The organism is Bacillus sp. KICET-3 (assembly GCF_033261025.1).
GTDB lineage: Bacteria > Bacillota > Bacilli > Bacillales > Bacillaceae > Bacillus > Bacillus sonorensis.
On the sequence record NZ_CP137345.1, the window covers coordinates 3,158,081 to 3,173,903 of the forward strand.

18 protein-coding genes, 1 pseudogene and 1 riboswitch are annotated in these 15,823 nt (G+C 46.4%); of the genes and pseudogenes, 8 read left to right on the forward strand and 11 right to left on the reverse strand.

From position 1 onward, the window contains the following. Position 1: 1 nt before the first annotated feature. Together R5H20_RS16095 and R5H20_RS16100 are read right to left on the reverse strand one after the other, a co-directional pair. The gene (locus R5H20_RS16095; protein WP_006637744.1) at positions 2-367 is read right to left on the reverse strand and encodes a VOC family protein; all 366 of its coding nucleotides are present in this window, start codon (positions 365-367) and stop codon (positions 2-4) included. A gap of 383 nt (positions 368-750) precedes the next feature. Then, positions 751-1,011 (reverse strand): hypothetical protein, encoded by a 261-nt coding sequence (locus R5H20_RS16100; protein ID WP_006637745.1) that lies wholly within the window; start codon positions 1,009-1,011, stop codon positions 751-753. Positions 1,012-1,423: 412 nt separating this feature from the next. Here R5H20_RS16100 and R5H20_RS16105 point away from each other — a divergent pair. From R5H20_RS16105 to R5H20_RS16120, 4 genes and pseudogenes are all read left to right on the forward strand, one after another. Then, positions 1,424-1,702 (forward strand): annotated as a pseudogene (locus R5H20_RS16105) (YrhK family protein). A 29-nt stretch (positions 1,703-1,731) separates the two neighbouring features. After that, positions 1,732-1,986 carry a YciI family protein gene (locus R5H20_RS16110; RefSeq protein WP_006637748.1) on the forward strand — a complete coding sequence of 85 codons (255 nt, stop codon included), beginning with the start codon at positions 1,732-1,734 and terminating at the stop codon, positions 1,984-1,986. Between the two features lie 383 nt (positions 1,987-2,369). Further along, the gene (locus tag R5H20_RS16115; RefSeq protein ID WP_155910171.1) at positions 2,370-2,507 is read left to right on the forward strand and encodes a hypothetical protein; all 138 of its coding nucleotides are present in this window, start codon (positions 2,370-2,372) and stop codon (positions 2,505-2,507) included. A 95-nt stretch (positions 2,508-2,602) separates the two neighbouring features. Beyond that, entirely contained in the window at positions 2,603-2,950 is a 348-nt protein-coding gene (locus R5H20_RS16120; RefSeq protein WP_006637749.1) for a DUF4064 domain-containing protein, read from the forward strand. Positions 2,951-2,996: 46 nt separating this feature from the next. On the opposite strand, the gene catA is transcribed toward R5H20_RS16120, so the two are convergent. After that, complete coding sequence (catA, locus tag R5H20_RS16125) at positions 2,997-3,647, reverse strand: type A chloramphenicol O-acetyltransferase (protein ID WP_006637750.1); 651 nt, start codon at positions 3,645-3,647, stop codon at positions 2,997-2,999. Positions 3,648-3,865: 218 nt separating this feature from the next. On the opposite strand from catA, the gene R5H20_RS16130 reads away from it, so the two are divergent. Both R5H20_RS16130 and R5H20_RS16135 read left to right on the forward strand, forming a co-directional pair. Beyond that, complete coding sequence (locus tag R5H20_RS16130; RefSeq protein WP_006637751.1) at positions 3,866-4,435, forward strand: bifunctional transcriptional activator/DNA repair enzyme AdaA; 570 nt, start codon at positions 3,866-3,868, stop codon at positions 4,433-4,435. Next, on the forward strand, positions 4,432-4,950 hold the full coding sequence (locus R5H20_RS16135) for a methylated-DNA--[protein]-cysteine S-methyltransferase (RefSeq protein ID WP_006637752.1): 519 nt from the start codon (positions 4,432-4,434) through the stop codon (positions 4,948-4,950). Before R5H20_RS16130 ends, R5H20_RS16135 begins: the two co-directional genes overlap by 4 nt. A 52-nt stretch (positions 4,951-5,002) precedes the next feature. Here R5H20_RS16135 and kdpDN read toward each other — a convergent pair whose 3' ends face one another. From kdpDN to R5H20_RS16165, 7 genes are all read right to left on the reverse strand, one after another. Next, complete coding sequence (gene kdpDN / locus R5H20_RS16140) at positions 5,003-6,163, reverse strand: KdpD-like non-kinase potassium sensor (protein WP_040348241.1); 1,161 nt, start codon at positions 6,161-6,163, stop codon at positions 5,003-5,005. A 20-nt stretch (positions 6,164-6,183) separates the two neighbouring features. Beyond that, positions 6,184-6,759 (reverse strand): potassium-transporting ATPase subunit KdpC, encoded by a 576-nt coding sequence (gene kdpC, locus R5H20_RS16145; RefSeq protein ID WP_006637754.1) that lies wholly within the window; start codon positions 6,757-6,759, stop codon positions 6,184-6,186. 12 nt (positions 6,760-6,771) lie between these two features. Next, the gene (gene kdpB, locus R5H20_RS16150) at positions 6,772-8,784 is read right to left on the reverse strand and encodes a potassium-transporting ATPase subunit KdpB (protein WP_238548700.1); all 2,013 of its coding nucleotides are present in this window, start codon (positions 8,782-8,784) and stop codon (positions 6,772-6,774) included. Between the two features lie 68 nt (positions 8,785-8,852). Beyond that, entirely contained in the window at positions 8,853-10,523 is a 1,671-nt protein-coding gene (gene kdpA / locus R5H20_RS16155) for a potassium-transporting ATPase subunit KdpA (RefSeq protein ID WP_006637756.1), read from the reverse strand. Between the two features lie 26 nt (positions 10,524-10,549). Next, entirely contained in the window at positions 10,550-10,627 is a 78-nt protein-coding gene (kdpF, locus tag R5H20_RS23630; RefSeq protein ID WP_081605373.1) for a K(+)-transporting ATPase subunit F, read from the reverse strand. A gap of 226 nt (positions 10,628-10,853) precedes the next feature. After that, positions 10,854-10,999, reverse strand: a riboswitch (cyclic di-AMP (ydaO/yuaA leader). 241 nt (positions 11,000-11,240) lie between these two features. Next, positions 11,241-12,089, reverse strand: coding sequence for an aldo/keto reductase (locus R5H20_RS16160; RefSeq protein ID WP_029419274.1), 849 nt, complete (start codon positions 12,087-12,089; stop codon positions 11,241-11,243). 28 nt (positions 12,090-12,117) lie between these two features. Beyond that, positions 12,118-13,395, reverse strand: coding sequence for an MFS transporter (locus R5H20_RS16165; protein WP_236835524.1), 1,278 nt, complete (start codon positions 13,393-13,395; stop codon positions 12,118-12,120). A 103-nt stretch (positions 13,396-13,498) separates the two neighbouring features. Between R5H20_RS16165 and R5H20_RS16170 the strand changes: the two genes are divergently transcribed. Continuing rightward, positions 13,499-13,894, forward strand: coding sequence for a winged helix-turn-helix transcriptional regulator (locus R5H20_RS16170; protein ID WP_006637759.1), 396 nt, complete (start codon positions 13,499-13,501; stop codon positions 13,892-13,894). A 44-nt stretch (positions 13,895-13,938) separates the two neighbouring features. Here the strand turns inward: R5H20_RS16170 and R5H20_RS16175 are convergent, their stop codons facing one another. Further along, a complete protein-coding gene (locus tag R5H20_RS16175) occupies positions 13,939-14,742 on the reverse strand; it encodes a uroporphyrinogen-III synthase (RefSeq protein ID WP_006637760.1) in 804 nt (267 codons plus the stop codon). A gap of 113 nt (positions 14,743-14,855) precedes the next feature. Here R5H20_RS16175 and R5H20_RS16180 point away from each other — a divergent pair, with 113 nt between their 5' ends. After that, a complete protein-coding gene (locus tag R5H20_RS16180) occupies positions 14,856-15,806 on the forward strand; it encodes a cupin domain-containing protein (protein ID WP_006637761.1) in 951 nt (316 codons plus the stop codon). Positions 15,807-15,823: the final 17 nt, after the last annotated feature.

A 15,823-nucleotide genomic window follows, 5' to 3' on the forward strand; every position in this document is an offset into this window, starting at 1 on the left:
TTCATTTAGAAAATTCAAGCAGCTCAATTTTATTATTGAACGGATCCACAATGACCGTAAAAAGACCCGGTGGACATTTTTGCGGCTCTTCGTATAAAACTTTTACACCGTTTTTTTTCAGATGATTCAGGTCCTTATTAATATCATCGGTCTGTAATCCAAGAACGATTTGTGAATTTTCTCCATACTCTAAGGTGTTCGGTTTCGAAGCCTTCTCAAGAATGATTGGAAAACCATTGACATTTAATTCAATGATATTTTCTCCATACTCTTTTTCTAATTTAAAATTCAACTTTTCACAATAAAAATTCTTCGCTTCTTTCATATGTGTTACTTTAATGGATACCATGCAAACCTTGGCTTTCATCTTTTACACCTACTTTCTGGATTAATAAATTTCTTATCATTACTAGGATAGTTAACTTTTCTAGAAGAGGAGGGCTGTCTAAGCGAATAACGAAATCACCATCAATTGATTCCATAGTAGTTTCCTTGACATACCATCGGGAACGCTGTAAGTCTATGCCCCTATATTTCTTTATTGATTTTAATAAGAGCCAGGATCGATTATTTATTATTGGTTCAATCCTCTTAGAACATTTGCACTTTTCCGACTATTCAATTATAATTTAAAAGCATTTATTTACAATAGGTGAAAAACCATGAATTTTGTCAAATTCAAACGAATTATGTAGAATTATATAAAAATTTTCTTAAAACACAAAAAAGTTGCTCTATTTAAATAAAGTTTCACACCCTAAGATATGTATCTAAATTTATTAACGAACGTTTTTTGATTTGGGTTATTCCGCATACCAGGCCGAACGCAACGCTGCCAAGCACCTTCCCTCTCTCATTTTCATTGAACAGACCGGTCGCAAAGGGAACGATAATCTGTGGAATAATGGTGAAAACAACTAACAGCAGGTGAGCCAACACGAGCCAGAGAAAATGTCCCGCAAGCGCTGATGCAGCAGGACACAGACAGACGAGAAACAGCAAATTCAACATAAGCGCCGCCTTTCAAACATGTCGCCAAGGGGAACCAGCATGAAATTCCCTAATGCATAACCCGCTTGGGGAATGGTGGAGATCAGGCCCCACCTGTGCAGCTGTCACGTGAAGGTCTGTCCCATGCTGACTAGGAGCGTTTGGTTCAAATAAATATTGGCCGCAATAAAGCCTGAAGTGATCGCCATCAGGAAAACCAGCCCTTTGGAGATACCGGCTGCTTTGTCTTATTGTTTATATCCATGTCACCTCCCCTTGCGATATTCGAATTATAATGCACTCAAAACACATGAAAATAGCAGTCTATTTATCATACTATTGGGAATGCCATGATGAACAATCACACCATTGCGGCGCCGCGTTGCCATTCCATGTTGATGAGACGCTTCATAAGGGCAAGAGAAAAAGAGTTTTGCCAAAAGAAGCAGACGAAATAACCGGGAAAATCAACCGGTACGAACAGTTTTTCAAAAAAAAGATATAAGGTCTTTTATAAAAGATTTTATTATCGGCATTTTGTTTCATGTCGGCAGCTTTTTCTATTTTTCTGATCAATTAGATCCGGCGGGAGTTTGGCTTTTTGCTGCCCGGAGCCTTCTGCTTGGCGATCAGGCCGGCGATCCGTTTGATTCATGATGTTCATTGCAGGAGACATCTTAATGTTTATCAGCAGCCTTCCTTTTTGTGCTAAAATAAAGGTATTTTAAGGAGGAATGTTTGATGACAAGATATTTGCTCATGACAACCCGGACTGAAAACTTTGACAATACATATGTGCCTGCTCACTATGACTATTTAAACCGGCTAAAAGAGGAAAACCGTTTGGAGATGTACGGCCCGTTTGGAGATGGAAGCGGAGGAGCGTATCTCATCCAAGCGGATTCTTTTGAAGAAGCCCAAAAAATCGGACATTCCGACCCGCTCATCGAAAGCGGCGCTTCTATACTTGTGGTTAAAGAATGGCTGACAAAATAACCTCTGTCACGCGCAATAAGCCTTCTCGATCGTGAGAAGGCTTATTTTTCTGAAAAATGAAATCTTCACTTTGAAAATGGTGATTTCTCAATCAAGAGCATGTTCTTTTTACCCATGTCCTGAACCGCTCATTTGACAAAGCCCTCAAAATCAATTAAAGAAATAGGAACTAGAACCGATACAAAATGTGTGCACCCAAGACCAAACGTATGATTTTTTTCGAAAAACCTGTTGAAAAAATGGGTATTTAAACCTATTATAGTAAGAGTGTTCATTTTACCAACTGGAGGTGTTAATCAAAAGGTTTTTTTGCCCATGCACACGGCTGATGATGTATCCAACTGCGGCAGTTCTCCAATCAATACAAGAGGAAGAATTTTAGAATGGACGATCCTGAAGATGACGTTTTTGACACCGCATCATTTTATCCTGAACAAAGCGGCGCAATCATAATGTTGTTAATTAGCGGTGGTGTTGGAGGCGAGGTACAGGGAACGTTAAACAGAGGGCAAAGAAACTAATGCAGTAAAAGAGGGAAATGGAACTGTGGCGATTGGATAAATCATAAACCAATATCAGTGAAAACACTGGTAAAAACAAAGGAGTTTTATACATAATGAAAAGAACGACAGAATTTGTATTAGGTTTAATTGGCGGTATCTTCGGTTTTATTGGAGCTTTTATGGCATTAATGATCGGCGGAATCGACGCATCATTCAGCTCGTCTGGAACAAGCGAAATCATTGGATTAGGCTGGGGCGCAGTTTTCCTTTCCATTCTTGCCATTATTGGCTCTGTTTTGGTGAAAAGCAAACCAAAGCTTGGCGGAATTTTGCTGATTATTTCTGCTGTCGGCGGATTTATTTGTATTTTCATGTTCTATATCTTACCGGCTGTCCTTATTATGATCGCAGGTATTATGGGATTGGTGAGAAAAGACAAAACGAATTCTACAGCCGCATAATACAAGAAAGAGGCCTATATCAGGCCTCTTTTTTCATCGCACGATTTCACCGCACAAGCCATTCTCTGCATGAATCAGTCAGCTTTTGCAATTCATTGATAAAAACACCCGCATGGTAACCGTCACATACTGCATGATGACATTGCAGTGCTACAGGCAAATATGTCTCTTTTCCATCTGAAAAGAATTTCCCGTTTGTTATGATAGGGAGCAAATGGTCGCTGTTCGCCAGGTTCAGATGAAAGCTCGTAAAGTCAACCCATGGAATTGAGGAAATGGAAAACGTGTTGGCAGGAAATTTACCTTTTGCCCATAATCCTTTTTTGTCTCCAAACCTCTCGATGTCCCCCACATAGTTTTGATAAAACCGCGGAAAATCACGTGAGTATTCCGACCATAAGGCGGAAAAGGTCTGATCCTCCTGATGAAAAACCGTATAGCACGGATTCATCTGTTCCCAACATCCCAACTGCCCGTCATGAAATGCCGTTCTGAATTCGGGGTGGGCGTTCACTATTCTCGACACCATGTAAATAAAAGCAGGATAGAACTTGACTTTCTTGTCTCGCAGACTGTTCAGCAGCCCGGTCACATTGATGTTAGCCGTTATGCTGTATGAGCATTTCCCCGCTTTCATGTAATGTTCAAAATAAGGTTTTCTATGCCAATGCTCAAGTTCAATTCTTTGGAAATTCATGTTTAGCCTCCTAAAATAATCGAATTTTTATTTTAGGAGGGGTGGTCCACTGATTTCACCAACAACCTCACCTCATGTCATCTTTCTTCCATCACAGTAACATGCAACGGCTTTTCGGAGCAAGCGCGGGAAAACTCCTTTGTCATCTTGCTCATCCATTTTAACCTCTCCCGCATCGCCCGTTTTCAGGTTATACTGACATACATCGGGGTGATCACATGAATGATAAAACGGTCCTTACGCCTGAAAAGTGGCGGGCCATTGTTGAAAATGATTCATCTTATGACGGCGTATTCTTTTACGCGGTGAAAACGACAGGCGTCTTTTGCCGCCCCTCCTGCAAATCGAGGGTTCCCCATATCGAAAATGTTCGCATTTTCCCGGATGCACAACAAGCTTTATCAGAAGGTTACCGTCCCTGCAAACGATGCAATCCGGACGGCCCTCTGCTTCCTGATGAAGAGCTGGCCGAACGGGCGGCGATGATCATCGGGAGATATTATCATGAACCCCTGACACTGACGGATTTGGCTGAAAGGTGCCATACCAGCCCTTTTCATCTGCAGCGGACATTTAAGCGGATTAAAGGGATGTCCCCGCTTGAATATATCAGTCAGAAAAGAATATCAGAAGCGTGCGGGCTTCTTGCGTTTTCAGATCAAACGATTTCACAAATCGCTTCAAAGGTGGGCATCCTGAATGCGGATTATTTCGCCTCCCTGTTTAAAAAGAAAACGGGTCAGACGCCGACAGAGTTTCGGAAAAGAAAGCGGGGGATACAGTTATGAGCGCTGAAATCTTGTATTGGAGCATGCTTCGTGACAGTCAATGGACGTTTTATATTGCGGCAACAGCACAGGGGCTTTGTTTTGTCGGATCGCCCGGTCAGCATGTTGATGAGCTGGCGGCCTGGTCTAAAAAAAGGTTCCCGGACTATATGCTGGTCCGGGATGAGCAAGCAATGCAGCCGTATATCAATGAACTGACAGCGTATTTGAATGGCGAACTTACAGAATTCAGCTGCCCCGTCCACCTTTATGGGACGCCTTTTCAATTGGCCGTCTGGCATGCATTGCGGGACATTCCTTATGGAAGAACCTGCTCCTATTCGGATATTGCGGAGCGGATCGAAAACCCTGAAGCCGTGCGCGCGGTGGGTGCGGCGATCGGGGCCAATCCGCTTTTAATCATCATCCCCTGTCATCGGGTGGTTGGAAAAAACGGCAGTTTGACAGGGTACCGGGGCGGTTTGGAAATGAAAAAAAATCTGCTTATCCTGGAAAAAGCAGTTCCGCTGCGCTGAATGGCTGAAACGGACACCGTTCGAAAGAAACGAACGGTGTCTGCAGCCTCAATCAATTGGAAGTTTTATCATCTGACACAATATGAATATCGATTCCGTCTGTATGACGCATCATACTATTGACAATTGATCCTTTCCAAATCTCCTCCCATCTGGAACGGGCGGACTGTCCCAGCACGATTTGTGTAATATTGTTTTGTTTTGCCACCCCGGTTATCGCCTCTGAAATACGGCGGTCATTTGAGGGCAGGAAGATAAACCCGGCGCCAAATTGCCCGCAAAGACGTTCCCATTGCTGAATTTTATGTCTTTCATTTGCCGTCATTTGATCCTTGGCTTTGCGGGACACGTGTAAGACAAACAGCTCCGCCTTCAGCCGGTTGGCAATTCTCCATCCCCGGCGGATCAGCTTCTCGGCATTTTTGCCATGCTGGACGCACACCAGTATTTTTTCATTTGTTCCCCTTGGCCGGCTATAGCCGTTCTGCCGGTTTAGACGTTCTATCCGGTCATCCACATCATCGGCGACTTCGCGTAAGGCCAGCTCTCTGAGTGCGGCCAAATTATTTTTTGTGAAAAAATGAGTCAAAGCCTGCTGGATGTTATGCTGTTCATAAATTTTGCCTTCCCGCAGCCGCTTTTGCAGCGTTTCCGGTGTCACATCAATGAGGATGACTTCATTGGCAAGATCCAAGATCCGGTCGGGAATCCGCTCCCTGACTTTTACGCCTGTCACTTGCTGGACAATATCATGAACGCTTTCAATATGCTGAATGTTGACGGCCGACAGGACATTGACGCCTTCTCTTAATATATCTTCCACATCCATGTATCGTTTTTCATTTTTCGAGCCGGGTATATTGGTATGAGCCAGTTCATCGATGATGACAAGATCAGGCTTTCGCTCAATAATCGCAGCGGCATCCATTTCTTCAAGCGTTTTTCCTTTATATTCAATTTTTCGTTTAGGAATGACCTCAAGTCCCCTTATCAAGGCAGCCGTTTCCTTCCTGTTATGCGTATCGACCAAACCGATGACAACGTCTATTCCTTCACGTTTTACATCGTGCGCTTCCTGAAGCATTCGGTACGTCTTCCCTACACCTGGCGCCGAGCCGATATAAATCGTCCAGCTCCCTCTTTTGAGCTGTTCAATTTCTGCCAGCAGCTCTTCAGGCGTTTTTCTTCGATAGTCGCGGCTGTTTTTTCGCATCACAGCTTCTCCGCCTCTTTTCAAGATTTTCCTGATGTTAGTTTTTCTTTCAGGTCGATATTCAGAAGCAAGACATTAACCCGCGCTTCACTGAACATGGATGCCTTTTTTGTGTGTACCTCAACCAATTGCTGCAGCTGTTTTTTCGATATTCCCGTCAGCCGGCTGATTCTCGGAATTTGCGCTGCTGCTCCGGCAGGACTGATATCGGGGTCTAATCCCGATGCGGAATTTGTGACCAAATCGATCGGCAGTTGATTGACAGGTACATCGGGATTCTCCCGCTTCCATTTTTCAATGGATGTTTTTACGCGTTTCAGCAAAGCGGGATTTGACGGAGCTTCATTTGGCGATCCGGATCCTGAGGCATCATAGCCGATGCTTGATACTCTGCTGTTAAAATAGCGCGGATCAGTGAATGGCTGGCCAATTAATTCAGATCCAACAGCCTCTCCTTTTTTGTCATAAACAAGGCTTCCCATCGATTTTTCAGGCATTACGGCTTGTGAAATGCTGGTCAGAGCCAACGGATAAGCAAGTCCGCAAACGATCATCAAGAGCAGACTGATTCTGATAACAGGGCCGATTTCCTTCATGATTGATCCTCCTCACACCATGATCTGCATGATCATATCGATCAGCTTAATTCCAATAAACGGGACGAGCACACCGCCAAGTCCGTACATCAATAAATTGCGGGCCAACAGCGCGTTTGAATTCATCGGCTTGTATGCGACTCCCCTTATTGCCAGCGGCACAAGCAGCGGAATGATCAGCGCATTAAATATCAGCGCCGATAAAATCGCCGACATCGGCGAAGCGAGTCCCATGATATTCAACGATGCCATTTGGGGAATCGCCGTCATAAACATCGCAGGAATAATCGCAAAATATTTGGCGATATCATTTGCGATACTGAAAGTTGTCAAAGCGCCGCGGGTCATGAGCAGCTGTTTTCCGATCGATACGACCTCAATAATTTTCGTCGGGTCGGAATCGAGATCAACCATATTGGCCGCTTCCTTTGCTGCCGTTGTTCCGCTGTTCATGGCAAGCCCGACATCGGCCTGCGCCAGCGCAGGCGCGTCATTTGTTCCATCGCCTGTCATAGCGACCAGCTTTCCTTCTGCTTGTTCGCGTTTGATCACATCGATCTTGTCTTTTGGTTTACTTTCCGCGATAAAATCATCCACCCCGGCTTCCTTTGCAATCGTGGCCGCTGTTAAAGGGTTGTCGCCTGTACACATGATCGTTTTAATCCCCATTTTCCGAAGCTTTTCAAAGCGTTCTCTCATCCCCGGTTTTACGGTATCCTTTAAATAAATCAAACCGTACAGTTGATCCCCGGCAGCCACAGCCAGAGGGGTGCCGCCTTCTTTTGAAATTCGCTCGCTTTCCCGGTCAAAATCAGGCGGGACCGTTCCGCCGTTCTGTATCACCCATTTTTTCACCGCGTCAACGGCGCCTTTGCGAATGGCTGTTCCATCCGGAAGGTTGATGCCGCTCATCCTGGTTTCCGCCTTGAATTCTATACATTCCCCGTCTTCGGCGGCAGAAGCGTCAAATGGAATGGATTGTTTTTTGGCAAGCTCGATGATCGAACGTCCTTCAGGCGTTTCATCATGAATGGAACAGAGCGCCGCGTATTCGCCGACCGTTTGAAGCGTTTCTTGGCCGGCCGGGACAAACTCGCTCGCCATCCGGTTTCCAAATGTGATCGTTCCGGTTTTATCAAGAATAATCGTATTAATATCACCGGCGGCTTCAACCGCTTTACCTGACATCGCAAGTACGTTAAAACGGGTGACGCGATCCATGCCGGCAATGCCGATAGCCGACAGAAGCCCTCCGATTGTCGTCGGAATCAGGCAGACCAGCAGTGCAATCAAGACCGCCGGGTCAATGTGAAAGCCGAGATAATCCGTAAAAAACGGAAGTGTCGCGACAACGATGAGAAAGATGATGGTCAGGCTCGTCAACACTGTATTCAACGCGATTTCATTCGGTGTTTTTTGTCTTTCCGCCCCTTCAACTAAAGCGATCATCTGGTCTAAAAATGTTTCGCCGGGGTCACTTGTGATTTTTACTTTAATCGAGTCGCTGACAACCCGGGTTCCTCCGGTAACGGAGCTGAAATCGCCTCCCGGCTCTTTTATGACAGGCGCTGATTCACCCGTTATGGCCGATTCATCAACTGAAGCGAGACCGCTGATCACTTCGCCGTCGCCGGGGATCATTTCTCCTTGGGAAACAATGACAACGTCTCCTTTTCGCAATTCGTCAGACGATGCTTTTTTCGTCTTTCCGTCACCTGTTACTTTATTGGCCCATACTCCTTTCTTCGTTTGTTTTAAAGAATCGGCCTGCGCTTTTCCTCTTCCTTCAGCAAGCGCCTCGGCGAAGTTGGCGAATAAAACCGTCAACAGCAAAATGACGGATACCGCCGGATTGAACCATGGATTTGCCGTACTGCCGAAAAACTGCGGAAACACAGACAGCAGTATTGTTATCAAAAATCCCATTTCAACGATAAACATAATCGGATTTTTAGCCATCGTTTTCGGATGTAATTTGATAAAAGCCCTTTTAACCGCGTCCTTTACGATCGATTGATTCGACATTTGGCCCGAATCTGATTCGAGGTGCGGATGGGCATGGTTCAAATCATTCATGTTATGCATCCTCTCTTTCATAATGTTAAAAATTCCGCGGCCGGTCCTAACACCAGGACAGGGAAGAAGGTCAACGCTCCGACAATCAAAATCGAGGTGATGAAAATGCCGGCGAAAATACTTGAATCTGTCCGGAATGTCCCAATGGTTTCCGGGACGGTTTTTTTCTTGCACAACGATCCGGCGACCGCCAATAGCGTAACAATTGAGAAATAACGGCCGATGAACATCACGATTCCTGTCGATAAGTTCCAGAATGGCGTCGCGTCCTTCAGCCCTTCAAATCCTGAACCATTATTAGCGGCCGAAGACGTAAATTCGTATAAAATTTGGCTGATCCCATGGAAACCTGGATTTGAAATCGCCTCCCGCCCCACCTGAGTAAAGATGGCAAGCGCCGAGGCCCCCAATATCAACAACGGATGAATCAACAGGGTGACTGCTAAAAGCTTCATTTCTTTTCCTTCAATTTTTTTGCCCAAAAATTCAGGCGTTCTTCCGACCATTAATCCCGACAAGAAAACAGTGATCATCGCATAGAGCAGTATATTCATAAATCCGGCGCCAAAGCCGCCGAACACCGTGTTCAGCATCATATTGAGCAATGCCAAGAGGCCTGTAAGCGGCGCAAGCGTATCATGCATCGTATTGACCGCTCCTGTCTCACTCGCAGTTGTGACCATCGCATAAAAGGCTGAATACACAGTTCCAAAACGGACTTCTTTTCCTTCCATACTGCCTTCCCCATGCTGGATACCCGTTTGATTGATCACCGGATTTCCGCCGGATTCGGTTATGAAGGCTGCACCAACCATGAATAAAAACAACAAGCCTGCCGAAATGAAAAGGATTCGACCCTGCTTCAGATTTCCAACCATTTTTCCATAGGTAAACGGCAGGGAAACGGTCATCAACAGCATAAGCAACATTTGCAGCGCATTGCTCCACCCATTTGGATTTTCGAATGGATGTGCCGAGTTTACGCCGAAATACCCCCCTCCGTTGTTTCCGAGCTCTTTAATCGATAAAAAGGACGCGACAGGCCCCCGCAAAATCGATTGCTCCCCTCCGGTTATCGTTTTTACGGTTACGGAAGAATCAAGTGTTTGCGGTACACCGAGACCCACAAAAACAATTGTCGCAACCACTGCAATCGGCAGCAGAATTCGAGTGATGCAGCGGATGAGATCAATGTAAAAATTTCCGAACGGCTTTCCGGCTAGTCCGCGAATCATCGCAATGGCAGCTGCAAGCGCAGTGGCCGGCGCGGCAAACATTAAAAAGATAATGGCCGTCATTTGTGAAAACAGAGAAAGCCCGGTTTCACCGCTGTAATGCTGCAAATTCGTATTGGTCATAAAACTGATCGCCGTATTAAACGCAAGTGTCGGCTCCATTCCCGCAATATGAGCAGGATTTAAGGGCAGCACTCCCTGAAGCCGGAATACGAGGTAAACGATCAATATCATAACCGTATTCGTGACAATTAAAGCGGCGGCGTACTTTTTCCAGGATTGGTTTTCCGCTTTCACACCGCCGATGCGATAAAACACGCGTTCAACCGGATAAAAAAACCTATCGATTGCAGAAGGGGCGTAGTCGAATACTTTTGCTATGTAAAGCCCCATTGGTTTAGCCAGCAATAAAGCGATCAGCAGGATGCAGCATATGGAAATAAACGCTGTCATTTCTTTAACCCCCAATATGTTTACAGTTAAAATTTTTCCGGATTTAAAAGAGCGTACATCAAGTAGACAAACGCGGCGATGACCGCAGCTGCCAGTAACATCATCGGACATTCCTCCTTCCCCGGCTTTGTCGATTAGCTGATCGTTTTTCCCGCCCATTTCAGCAATAACAGCATCACTGCTGCTAAACAGACGACGATGGCCCACATGGCGATATCCAGCATTTCCTCACCTCCTTGATTTTTTTGCATGAAAAAAAGCCGCAAGAGAACAAACCTCTTACGGCTTTGGTTTTGGGCACAGTTAAGAAACCGTGCTTTCCGCACGCATTTGGGTTCTCTTCAAACGCTTGCGAGGTTAGCTGTCGGATTCAGGTGCAAAGAGTCACCTTACCTTTCAAAAGGATTCACCCCAAGTGGCCGCGCCACAAAAAATGGTTCCCCCGCTTCCAGTCTGGAATTCAGCGATTACGATAATTGGAAATTTTATTCAGATTTTTGATGAGATTTATAATACGCTCGTTGCATATTAGTGTAAAGCTTCATAAATGACCAAATTGGCTTATTTTTATCTTTTATCAGCCTTTTACAGCATCAAATCGTTTGATTACTTCTATTTTCTTATTATCCCTGACATTTTCTTGATCTCCACTTGTGAATAAAGGGTTGGGAACAATCCAAAAAACACCGTCCGAACATTCGAACGGTGCCTTCCATTTTAAAAATCAAAGTTATCAGGATCTGGGCCGACCCGGGTATTCTCGTTTAAAGCATCGATTTGCGCCATCTCCTCATTGGTCAGCTCAAAATCGAATATATCCGCGTTTTCTGCGATCCGATGCGCTTTTGTCGATTTTGGAATCGTGATGACGCCGTTTTGCAAATCCCAGCGCAAAATCACCTGGGCTGCGGTTTTGCCATGCTTTTTCGCGATGTCCTTCAGAAGGTGATGATCAAGCAATTGTCCCTGCATTAATGGGGACCATGCTTCAAGCTGAATTCCATGCGCTCTGCAAAATGATTGCAGCTCCTTTTGCGTCAGGCGCGGATGGCACTCGACTTGGTTGACCATCGGTTTGATTTTCGCATCCTTCATCAAGTCTTCAAGATGATGGATTTGAAAGTTGCTGACGCCGATCGCTTTGACGCGTCCAGCTTCATAAAGAGTTTCAAGCGCCCGCCACGCCTCTTTATACCGGCCTTCAACGGGCCAATGGATCAGAAATAAATCCAATTGATCAAGCCCGAGTTTGCTGAGGCTCTTCTCATAGGCCGCGATTGTCTCTTCATATCCTAAATCTTCATTCCAGACCTTTGATGTCACAAATAGATCTTCTCGTGAAATGCCTGCCTCTTGCAAGCCTTGACGGATGCCTTCCCCGACTCCCTCCTCATTTCCGTATATCGCTGCCGTGTCAATGCTCCGGTAGCCGTGGGCGATGGCCGTCTTCACGGCATTCACCAGTTCCGGCCCTTCTTCCACTTTAAACACCCCGATGCCAAACCAGGGCATTTTCACGCCATTATGCAATTCTGTTCGATCTTGTAAATGTGTTGCAGTCATCATATGAGACCTCCTGTTATCCATTTTGTTTTCAGATGCAATCCCCTAAATTTTTTTGCAAGTTGCGGCCATCGTGTTGTTCTTTGCGTTCAAGAGCAAGGCTCAAGCCTGTCAGCACGACGGCGCCCAACACCATGAATCCGCCCACCCATGCGGTATGAATGAGTCCGACCGATTCTGTGATCACCCCCCCTAAATATGATCCGATGGCAATGCCTGCATTAAAGGCCGCAATATTGACGGCAGATGCGACATCCACCGCACCCGGTACAAACCGTTCGGCAAGCATGACGACATAAACCTGCAGCCCCGGAACATTCATGAAAGCCAAAAATCCCATCAAAATGATCGTGATCAAGCCTGCCAGCTTAAAAGGCGCTGTAAACGCCAAGACGAAAAGCACGGCAGCCTGGGCGATAAACATATAAAACAATGCGGTCAGCGGCTTTTTGTTTGCGGCTTTACCGCCAATGATGTTGCCGAGCGCAATGGCAATGCCGTATACAAGCAAAATGACAGCGACGGCTTCTTCTTTAAAACCGGTGACATGCTGCAGCAGCGGGGACAAGTACGTAAAGACGACAAACGTGCCTCCGTATCCCAAAGCGGTAATGATAAATAAAAGCAATAACCGGCCGCTTTTCACAAGCTTCAGCTGACTGCGGAATGTCGTCCGGACGCCTTTCGGCAAGTCGCCAGGCACAAGGATGCTGTTTGCAATAAAAGCCAATACGCCGACGGCGACGATCGCAATAAAGGCAAACCTCCAGCCGAATTGCTGCCCAATAAAAGTGCCGATCGGAACACCCGTAATCGTCGCGACGGTCAGCCCCGTAAACATGATGGAAATCGCTCCGGCTCTTTTATGCTCCGGAACAAGGCCGGCGGCAATCGTCGAGCCGATCGACATAAAAACACCGTGTGAAAATGCGGAGAGCACGCGGGCGGTCAAAAGAACGCCGATGCTTCCGGCACATGCGGCAATGCCGTTCCCGATCATAAACACCATCATAATCAACAGCAGTAACGTTTTCCGGGACATAACCGATGTAACGGCTGTTAAAACAGGCGCTCCGAACGTGACTCCCAAGGCGTATAAAGATACGGTCAGCCCTGCTGTCGTAACCGAAATATGCAGATCATCGGCAATCAGCGGCAGCAGGCCAACGCTGATAAACTCTGTCGTGCCGATCGCGAATGCGCTGACGGCCAAAGCCAAAAGCGCTAATATACTTCGTTTTTTATGAAAAGAAGACATTTGATTCCCCCTATGATTTTGGTATAGCGAATTGTTGCCGGCAAATGATATTATGGTACATATCAGTGATAAAAAAAAGTACGCACTTGCAAGTACTATAGGAACTGAAAAGTATGATAGGCACTTTTAAGTGCCTATCGATCGGAGGAAGAATATGAAGCAGAAAAAATACAATATTTCGGTTGAAGCAACTCTCGAAGTCATCGGCGGAAAGTGGAAATGCGTCATCCTCTGCCATTTGACGCACGGTAAAAAGCGGACAAGCGAATTGAAGCGGCTCATGCCGAACATTACGCAAAAAATGCTGACCCAGCAATTGCGGGAATTAGAAGAAGACGGCGTCATTAACCGGATCGTATACCAGCAGGTTCCTCCAAAAGTGGAATATGAGCTCAGCGAATACGGCTGGACCCTGCGGAATATCTTGGACTCGCTGTGCGCATGGGGTGAAAAACATATCACAAGGGTCTACGGAGATAAATTCGCAGTTTTGGAAGACAGTGTGCTGAATGATAAATTAAAGGAAAAGCCCGGCATTCAGGAAAAATAACAAAAACGACATTCCTTTGGGTGGAATGTCGTTTTTTATTTGCTTTACGAATAATAGCGGGACAGTTCGACGATCATCGCCCCCATCCGCTCCAGCTCCGGAGCGAGCAGACGTTCAACCCCTTCCTCTCTCAGCGCTTCTGCCGTCACTTTCCCGACAGCGGCCGCTGTCACATGTTCCTGAAACGCTTTGACGATTTCTCCCGCGATACCTGCTTCTCTGGCGAAATTGAAAAGCGAACGGACTTGAACGGCGGTCGTGAAACAAACCGCATCCACCTCACGGCCGATGATCTCTTGACACAATAAGGAGACGGTTTCCTGCTTCGGAGGGGTATGCCGGTAAGGCAAAAGCGGGAATACGGATGCCCCTTTATCCTTTAAAAACGCCAGCAGCGCCGGCGCATTTTCTCCGTGGAGCTGCACCATGACCCGTTTTCCGGCCAAATCGTAAGGCTCAAGGGCGTGTATCAGCCCGCCCGTCGTACCGTCTTCATCAGACGCCTCCGGAGTAATGCCGAGCTTCTTTAAGGCAGACACGGTTTTGTATCCTCTTGATGCCGCCTTTGCCTGGCGGATTACGTGCAAAAACCGGTCACGGAGCCCAAGCTTCTCTGCAAGACTGACAAGTGTTTCTGTACCGATTCCAGTCGTAAAAACCGCCCAGTCGGCTCCCGTTTCTACAAAGGCCTGCAATTCGGGCCCGACTTCTTTTTCCGCTAAAAATACGGTTCCTTGAAGAGAGCGGGCGACTGAAATCCCGCCTTGTTTTTCAATCAGCGTGCTGATCTCTTCGATTTTCCGCGAACCGCCGATGGCAATCCGTTTGCCGGTTAATCCTTTTACCACTGCCAATCCCTCTTTCTTTATCTTTTTATATGAATCTCAAGTTTTTCGGTTTACTAACATCTTCCATGTGAGATATGATAGAATTATCAAAAAATTAACAGGAGGTTTTTCAGATGTCGACCGATTCCCGTTTTGACACCCGTGCTGAACAATTGACGAAGCATGCCCGTTTTTTCGAGTATACCACCGCTTCCGATCCGATTGGAAGCGGAAGCATCAGTCCGGTGCCGGTTAAAGAATTCGGGCCGGAATTGTACCGGTCAGGGGATACGCGGATGATTCCATTGGACATCTCAAAAGAGCTTAAAACCGATTATCCCGCATCAAGCCCGTCCCTTCTCGCCCACTTTATCACGATTCGCAGGGGTGATACGATCAATACGAGCCCGAACGCGACAAGCGAATTATATTACGTGATTGAGGGTTCCGGCAGCACAGATGTCAATGGAGAAACAATCCAGTGGCATAAAGGCGACTTTTTAACGCTGCCCGCAGGTTCAAACAGCCGCCATACCGCAGCGGAAGACGCATCCATCTATTATATAACAGACTCGCCGCTTCTCCGCTATTTAGGAGTAAACGCAGCTGAAGCGCGCTTTAAGCCGACTCTTTACACCGCCGAACAGGCAAAAGAAAAATTAGCCGAAGCTGCCAATTCCCCCGACGCCCGCTTTCGCAACCGTATTTCTGTTCTGTTAAACAATGATAAATTCGATCAGACGTTAACCATCACACACGTACTGTGGGCGATGTTCGGAATCGTTCCTCCGGGCTCCAAACAAGCGCCCCACAGCCATAAGTCGGTGGCTCTTGATTTTGTCGCCTATGCCGCGCCAGGGACGTATACATTGGTCGGCAGCCGGATCGATCCCAAAACAAAAGAAATCATTGATCCGGTCAGAGTCGACTGGGTAACCGGAAAAGCGTTCATTACACCGCCCGGGTTATGGCACTCCCACCATAACGAATCAGGCGAAGCCGCCTACATCATTCCGATTCAAGATGCCGGACTGCAAACGTACCTGCGGACATTGGATATTCAGTTTCAACATTATGAGAAATAAAACGGGGTTTCAAAAAG

What these genes read in the sequence shown, in the direction of transcription:
- R5H20_RS16095 (WP_006637744.1), bottom strand. Translation starts at nt 367, where the DNA reads ATGAAAGCCAAGGTTTGCATGGTATCCATTAAAGTAACACATATGAAA.
- R5H20_RS16100 (WP_006637745.1), bottom strand. Translation starts at nt 1,011, where the DNA reads ATGTTGAATTTGCTGTTTCTCGTCTGTCTGTGTCCTGCTGCATCAGCG.
- R5H20_RS16110 (WP_006637748.1), top strand. Translation starts at nt 1,732, where the DNA reads ATGACAAGATATTTGCTCATGACAACCCGGACTGAAAACTTTGACAAT.
- R5H20_RS16115 (WP_155910171.1), top strand. Translation starts at nt 2,370, where the DNA reads ATGGACGATCCTGAAGATGACGTTTTTGACACCGCATCATTTTATCCT.
- R5H20_RS16120 (WP_006637749.1), top strand. Translation starts at nt 2,603, where the DNA reads ATGAAAAGAACGACAGAATTTGTATTAGGTTTAATTGGCGGTATCTTC.
- catA (WP_006637750.1), bottom strand. Translation starts at nt 3,647, where the DNA reads ATGAATTTCCAAAGAATTGAACTTGAGCATTGGCATAGAAAACCTTAT.
- R5H20_RS16130 (WP_006637751.1), top strand. Translation starts at nt 3,866, where the DNA reads ATGAATGATAAAACGGTCCTTACGCCTGAAAAGTGGCGGGCCATTGTT.
- R5H20_RS16135 (WP_006637752.1), top strand. Translation starts at nt 4,432, where the DNA reads ATGAGCGCTGAAATCTTGTATTGGAGCATGCTTCGTGACAGTCAATGG.
- kdpDN (WP_040348241.1), bottom strand. Translation starts at nt 6,163, where the DNA reads ATGCGAAAAAACAGCCGCGACTATCGAAGAAAAACGCCTGAAGAGCTG.
- kdpC (WP_006637754.1), bottom strand. Translation starts at nt 6,759, where the DNA reads ATGAAGGAAATCGGCCCTGTTATCAGAATCAGTCTGCTCTTGATGATC.
- kdpB (WP_238548700.1), bottom strand. Translation starts at nt 8,784, where the DNA reads ATGTCGAATCAATCGATCGTAAAGGACGCGGTTAAAAGGGCTTTTATC.
- kdpA (WP_006637756.1), bottom strand. Translation starts at nt 10,523, where the DNA reads ATGACAGCGTTTATTTCCATATGCTGCATCCTGCTGATCGCTTTATTG.
- kdpF (WP_081605373.1), bottom strand. Translation starts at nt 10,627, where the DNA reads ATGATGTTACTGGCAGCTGCGGTCATCGCCGCGTTTGTCTACTTGATG.
- R5H20_RS16160 (WP_029419274.1), bottom strand. Translation starts at nt 12,089, where the DNA reads ATGATGACTGCAACACATTTACAAGATCGAACAGAATTGCATAATGGC.
- R5H20_RS16170 (WP_006637759.1), top strand. Translation starts at nt 13,499, where the DNA reads ATGAAGCAGAAAAAATACAATATTTCGGTTGAAGCAACTCTCGAAGTC.
- R5H20_RS16180 (WP_006637761.1), top strand. Translation starts at nt 14,856, where the DNA reads ATGTCGACCGATTCCCGTTTTGACACCCGTGCTGAACAATTGACGAAG.